6 protein-coding genes are annotated in these 6,625 nt (G+C 40.5%); all 6 read right to left on the bottom strand.

What is annotated here, in order from left to right; translation table 11 throughout:
* Positions 1-508 (bottom strand): OmpH family outer membrane protein (locus QZY09_RS11425; RefSeq protein WP_295672473.1); only part of this gene is annotated, 508 nt, incomplete at its 3' end.
* A gap of 21 nt (positions 509-529) precedes the next feature.
* On the bottom strand, positions 530-3,085 hold the full coding sequence (gene bamA / locus QZY09_RS11420; protein WP_295672471.1) for an outer membrane protein assembly factor BamA: 2,556 nt from the start codon (positions 3,083-3,085) through the stop codon (positions 530-532).
* Positions 3,086-3,148: 63 nt separating this feature from the next.
* Positions 3,149-3,889, bottom strand: coding sequence for an isoprenyl transferase (locus QZY09_RS11415; protein WP_295672475.1), 741 nt, complete (start codon positions 3,887-3,889; stop codon positions 3,149-3,151).
* A gap of 754 nt (positions 3,890-4,643) precedes the next feature.
* Positions 4,644-4,826: a hypothetical protein gene (locus tag QZY09_RS11410; protein WP_295672469.1), complete on the bottom strand. Its 183-nt coding sequence runs from the start codon at positions 4,824-4,826 to the stop codon at positions 4,644-4,646.
* Positions 4,827-4,973: 147 nt separating this feature from the next.
* On the bottom strand, positions 4,974-5,399 hold the full coding sequence (locus tag QZY09_RS11405; RefSeq protein ID WP_295672467.1) for a hypothetical protein: 426 nt from the start codon (positions 5,397-5,399) through the stop codon (positions 4,974-4,976).
* 958 nt (positions 5,400-6,357) lie between these two features.
* Positions 6,358-6,625, bottom strand: a 268-nt coding sequence (locus QZY09_RS11400) for a hypothetical protein (RefSeq protein WP_295672465.1), incomplete at its 5' end; no start/stop codon positions are given.

Here is a 6,625-nt window from a genome sequence, read left to right as displayed (position 1 = left end):
TTAATCCGAGCTTTTTGATCACATCATCACTTTTGTCATACCTGGGACTTGCATAGAGCATCATTATTTCGCTGTTCTTGTCAAAAATCATGTCGATGTTATCGGTTTCAGCAACTGTCTGTATCGCTTTAGTCATTTTTTCCTGTATGGGTTTAATGGCTGCATTGCTGCGTTGCGTTAATTCCCCATCAGGTCCAAATTTTTGCCGCTGAAATTCCTTCGCACTTTTCTCTTTATCATCAATTTCGGCCTGACGCCTTTTCTTCATATCCGCAGTCATCAGTACTTCATCGGCCTGGTAGGCTTTGTACAAACGGTCAATTTCCTGGTACCGCTGGTCAACTTCCTTTTGCCATTGCTGTGAAAGTGCCTCCAGCTGCCTCTGGGCCGATGCGTATTCGGGCATTTGTTTTAAAATATAGTCCGAATCAACATAAGCCAGGCGCTGAGCCCAGGCCGTTGTTACAGCTACTAACGTAAAACCAAGCACCAGGAGTATCTTCTTCATTGCAATTATTTTGCCAATTATTTATTGGAAACCGCCGTTTAAGCTCTGGCTGATTGAAAAGCTAAACTGGCCTTTGTTGGCGCTCGGTATTCCCGGTATCGCGTCAAAACCATATCCATAATCCAAACCAAGCAAGCCAAAAATAGGTAAAAATACCCTAACTCCCACACCTGCTGAGCGCCTTACGTTAAACGGATCAAATTTATCAAAAGAATTCCAAACATTTCCGCCTTCAGCAAAAACTAAAGCAAAAATAGTGGCTGACTGACTTTGTATTACCGGGTGGCGCAGCTCAAACGTAAATTTGTTATAAATGGTACTGCCCGGGTTTGTATCGGCTGTATAGTTTGTACCTACCGGGATAATAGTAAAATTCTGGTAACCCCTTAGGCCAATAATATCGCTACCCTGCAAAAACTGGTAACTTGCCATACCGTCGCCGCCCACCTTAAACCGTTCGAACGGAGAAGAAGGAACAGCAGAGTTATACTCGCCCAAAAATCCGAACCTGACCTGCGACATTAAGACCAGTTTACCGGTAATCCGCTGGAACCATTGCGCATCGTATTTAACTTTATAATATTCAACAAAGTGATAAATCTGTTCTTGCGTGGCTATCTTATAGTCAATACTATTAAACAAAGAGTAAGGAGGCGTTCCCTGGAGCGTTAATTTAATATTTGAGCCACTGGTTGGATAAATAGGCGCATCCAACGAGTTTCGTTGTAACTCCTGTGTTAATTTGATATTGTTTGAGGTACCGTTTGAAAACAGGTAACCATTATAATTATCCAGGCTGTAGTGGTCGTAGTTCAGTGAGTAGTTCAGTTGGAAGTAATTATCAGGCCAGTTTAAACGCTTACCCAGCGTTACGCCTACACCGTTGATCCTTAATTTATTGTACAAAGGATTGGTAGGCGCGTAATATTGCCCGGTTGAACTTAACTGGGTATAAGCTGATAATGCAAAATAAATTGGTTTTTTACCGCCCAACCAAGGTTCAGTAAAGGTGAACGAGAAATTCTGATAGGTTCTTCCGCTTGACTGACCTCTTAAACTCAATTTCTGGCCATCGCCTTTGGGCAATGGTTTGTAATCTTTCAGATGGAAAATATTTTTTAACGAAAAGTTATTGAACGTTAAGCCCAGCGTACCCACCAACTGGCCACCGCCAAAACCGCCCGAAAGTTCGATCTGGTCCGAAGGTTTTTCAACTACGTTATATACAATATCAACAGTACCATCCTGCGGATTGATATTGGTTGGCTTCGGTTCAGTTTTTTGCTCATCGAAATTGCCCAGCTGACCAATTTCACGGGTACTGCGGATCAATAATGCTTTATTGAATTTTTGACCGGGTTTCGTCTTGATCTCCCGCATCACCACCTTATCGTTGGTTACATCGTTTCCTTTCAGCATTACCCGGTTAATGGTATACTGCGGCCCTTCGTAAACCCTGATGTCAAGGTCGACAGTATCATTATAAATTTTTGTTTGTACCGGATCGGCCTGGTAAGTAAGGTAACCATCGTTCAAATAGAAAGATGAAATATCATCATCGTTCGGGGTTGGCCCGGTTAACCGCTTATTTAATTCATCCTCACTATAAACATCGCCTTTTCTTAACTTTAAGATCTTGCCGAGGATATCAGAAGGGTATTTAGCGTTGCCCGACCATTTGATATTACCGAAGTAATATTTATGCCCCTCAAACAATTTAATTTTTATACCAACTGTATTGTCGCCGGTTTTAAAAACGGTATCGCTTATCAATTCGGCGTCCCTGTAACCTTTATCCTGCATTTCAGTGATCAGGCTTTTCTTATCCTCATCGTATTTATCCTGTTTGAACTTGCGTGAGCCAAAAAGGTTATAAAACTTACGGGTGCGGGTCTTTTTAAGGTATTTGCGAAGTTGTCTTTCCGAAAAGGCCTTATTTCCATCAAAGGAAACTTCGGATATCATTACTTTTTGCTTTTTATCAATAGCAATATTCAAAATTACACTATTAGCGTCTCCCGGATCCTTCTTTTGTTTTATAATAACCGTTGTATTCAGGAAACCTTTTTCATTAAAGTGTTTTTTAATGATGGCTGAAGTGGTACTTAACAGGTTTTGGTTTACAATTTTACCGGTTTTGTCTGATAAAAGTTTTTCAACATCCTCAATTTCACCTTTACGGATACCGCTGAGGTGCATGCGCGATAAACGGGGGCGCTCCACAACCACAATTTCAAGATATATGGTGTCCAGGTTTACTTTGGTGATGTTTAACTGCACATCATCAAACAAGCCCTGCGAGTAAAGGTTTTTAATCACGTTAGCATTCGCTTCACCTGGCAAATTGATCTTGTCGCCCTTACTTAACTTTGATATGGTAAGCAATACATCTTTATCAAGGTTTTTGGTTCCCGAAATGGTAACCCCCCCAATAATATAATCTTTTGGTTCAAGGTAACTTAAACTATCAGCCGGTAAACTTGATTTTGACAGCGAATACCTCGGCTGGCTCGATATCTGCGCCAGTGCAGCGGTACTCATTATAGAGAAAATAAGAGCAAAAAGAAATTTATTCATTCGAATATTTTAGTGGGCTAAAAATAATTTATACAGTTGTTAAAAAGTGTTAAAAGGAAAAATTTAGTTGAGCTGCTCACTTGTCATCCCAAAACGCCGTTCGCGTTTCTGATAATCCAGTATCGCTTCAAACAAATCTTCCCTCCTGAAATCGGGCCATAATTTAGATGTGAAGTACAATTCAGCATAAGCGATCTGCCAAAGCAGGTAATTACTTATGCGATATTCGCCGCTTGTCCTGATCAGTAATTCAGGATTAGGCATGTCTTTTGTAAATAAATTATTCTCAAATATTTCCTCATTAATGTCTTCTGATCGCAATTCACCGGCCTTAACCTGCACGGCAATGCTCCTTACGGCGCGTAAAATCTCGCGGCGGGAGCTGTAACTTAACGCAAGCGTAAGTACAAGGCCGGTATTAACCGATGTTTTTTTAATGGCATTTTCCAATTCAACCCGGCATTTATCAGGCAGCATTTCCAGGTCGCCGATGGCGTTTAAGCGCACATTGTTTTTCATAAATGTGTTGATCTCTTTATCAATGGTGCTTACCAGCAATTCCATAATGGCCATTACTTCCAGTTTGGGGCGGTTCCAGTTCTCGGCAGAGAAAGTATATAGCGTAAGGTATTCAATTCCCAGCTCAACTGATGCTTCAACAATATCGCGCACAGAAACTACACCACTATGATGGCCGAATACCCTTAGCTTGCCCTTGTCTTTCGCCCAGCGACCATTGCCATCCATAATAATAGCAATATGCAGCGGCAATTTCAACAAGTCTATCTGGTCCTTATATCCCATTATACTAACGTTCATTAGTGCAATAGCGCATTGGTTCATTCGTTTTTAAGAATAAACTATGGCTAAAACGTATTAATTGTGCCGTAAAACGGCACGTTTTCACCTGTAAAATGAGCTGCAGCAGCCCAATTCCGCCTAGTTTTATGCAATCCGGCCAAAATTTTTCAGGGGACAAAGGTAAAACTTAATTGCTCTTTTTTTAGTATGATGGCGGAAAAGTATTTTGGGGGAGCGTGAAGAGGTCTGGAAAGTCCAAAAAGTCGGGAGAGTCCGGAAGATGGAACGGAGAAAGTTTGCAGAAAACAAAGGGCCACGATCATACAATATGGTCGAAGGGAGCCCTGTAAGGGTATAAATAAAAACTTAGCTGCTGTACTTTTGGGCGTATCTCCATTTTGGTAGAAAAAGGAGGCCGCGCTTTCCGTTACAAGTCCTCGCCCCGGTTAATTAAGGCCTTTTTTATTGTTTTTACCGGGGCTGCGGGCTTTTCACTGCAATCGCTTACGCGGGACGCCGTCCACCCCTTAATATTTCGTACAGGCCCTATAACGGCTTACCTTACCTGTCAGCGGGGCACGAGAAGCCTTTGCCCACAGGTCTTATCGTCATTGGCGCGCCAGAGGAGGATTTTAAAGCTAAAAAAGCTTATGCTCATTAAATAACAAAGCCCGGCGCTCGGCCAGGCAATGTTCACAAGCAAAATGCTTGCAATATTTTAGGTCTAAGTTACGCTAAACTTAGATCAGGACGGCGACTATATATTTTTCAAAATCATTATTATTCCGCCAATAATGGCCATGATTCCAGCACCCAATATTTTAATGTCTGCTCCCAGCCAATCCTGTTTCCCTACCATAAAAACTTTAATTGTAGTTATCGTTTGCCAAATGCCATATGCAAGTAAAATTATTCCTAAGATTATATATAACGTATTCATAGCCACGTCCTCGATTAAAGTTGATTGTTTGAGTTTAAGTACTTGTTTGGTTTGCCTGTTGGTTTGCCCCCCACTCTGGCGCGAGAATCCGCGTAAAGGCCCAAAGAGGTGGACTTCTCGTGCCCCACTGCCGCCACTTCCACTTTTTCAAATTTCTTCTATCACCTCAAAGACTGCATGGTTAACATTAAATAATTTAAGTATCTCATATGCCTTTTCAGAAATTATCAACCTTAAATTACTCCCAATTGCAAAATCATCCAAGCCAAATACCCCATTTATTTTTGCCCAATAAAATTTCGGCAATTCTTCATTTGTAAAAAAAGTAAAAAACTCCTGAGACTTGGTAATAAGGACATCGTCGAAAGTTATCCCGCTTAGTTCTTCTTCACAAATTTTATTTTTTAATCTTTCCGTCATAATAAAGCAAAGCAGTGACGTTACTATATCATCACCCATCCAACCAAAAAATTCATAGTTAAGTTTTTCAACAACTGGCGGACGAGCTTTTAAATTTCCAATGGTTCTTTCCCCTATCCCTCCCGCTACTTCAGGTTTGATAATTATATACATTTATTAAAAAATTAGTAGTGTTACAAATTGGTTTCCAAAGTTCCAGGCAATTGCTTTTACTTTCATCATAGGAGGGTCTCTCCAATGCTATTAAACCTGCTGTCCGTATTGCATCTACGGACTTTTATGCTTTAACAGCAATCAATTTTAAACTACGCAACTGGGGCGGGTATAAAATACCGGGCTACACGACTTATATATTATATATAAAGACTTGCAAAGAGCCCATATAAAATCAGAATAAAGATACAACTCCCAACAATGGTAGTGATACTATTCTGTTTTACTTTAGTTAAAAACAAAAGATTGATAATTAAATGTACAAAAACGAATACCCCAAAAACATCCCAGGAAATAATAAAATCATTCCCATTGGGTTTATATACGAAGTTGAACTCAATAAATAGGCAGAGAAATAAAGCTGCAACAAACAAAACTGCGTTGATTAATATTATTTTAATTAGTGTTTTCATTGATGTACATCTACTTTTATTCCGCAATCTTTTGCCATCTGTTTTACAAAATACTTATTGATTTTTTAGGATAACCCCTCACCTAAGTATTCCGAGCCGGCGCGTGCGGATTCCCTGCTAAAACTATCTATCCAGCCGGAAACGGTAAATGTCAAAAAGTAAATCGCTCGCTGATCGTGAATAATAAAGCCTTTGCGCGCCATGGTTGCTTATGTTTTAGGTTTTGATAAAGTTAATGATAAGAATTGTAGATGCAAAATACATGCATGATCGCCCCTAAATGCAAGCTGCGCAAAGCCGTTGCTTGAAAATATCGCGAAATTGTAAAATGATGATGATGCATATGGCTGGTTGATCTGCCATATGCGACGTCACAATGATATTATTCGTAGGGGCGCCCCTTGTGGGCGCCCTAAATATCATTATTCCAAATATCTTGTCTGTAATAATAAAAAAAACGATCTTGTGTTCGCCTAAAATAATTATCAGATCCAACAATGACATGTTTCTAAAACCGGCAAAACATTCCAGACAACAAATTTGGCATGTCCTTTTTGGGCGACCACATTTTTGGGCGACCACATTTTTGGGCGACCACACTTTTTGGGCGACCACATTTTTGGGCGACCACATTTTTTGGGCGACCACACTTTTGGGCGACCACATTTTTGGGCGACCACACTTTTTGGGCGACCACATTTTTGGGCGACCACATTTTTGGGCGACCACATTTTTGGGCGACCACATTTTTGG

The sequence above is a fragment of the uncultured Mucilaginibacter sp. genome (genome assembly GCF_903913935.1).
GTDB lineage: Bacteria > Bacteroidota > Bacteroidia > Sphingobacteriales > Sphingobacteriaceae > Mucilaginibacter.
This window is presented reverse-complemented; position numbering and strand designations above follow the sequence as displayed.

What these genes read in the sequence shown, in the direction of transcription:
- bamA (WP_295672471.1), bottom strand. Translation starts at nt 3,085, where the DNA reads ATGAATAAATTTCTTTTTGCTCTTATTTTCTCTATAATGAGTACCGCT.
- QZY09_RS11415 (WP_295672475.1), bottom strand. Translation starts at nt 3,889, where the DNA reads ATGGGATATAAGGACCAGATAGACTTGTTGAAATTGCCGCTGCATATT.
- QZY09_RS11410 (WP_295672469.1), bottom strand. Translation starts at nt 4,826, where the DNA reads ATGAATACGTTATATATAATCTTAGGAATAATTTTACTTGCATATGGC.
- QZY09_RS11405 (WP_295672467.1), bottom strand. Translation starts at nt 5,399, where the DNA reads ATGTATATAATTATCAAACCTGAAGTAGCGGGAGGGATAGGGGAAAGA.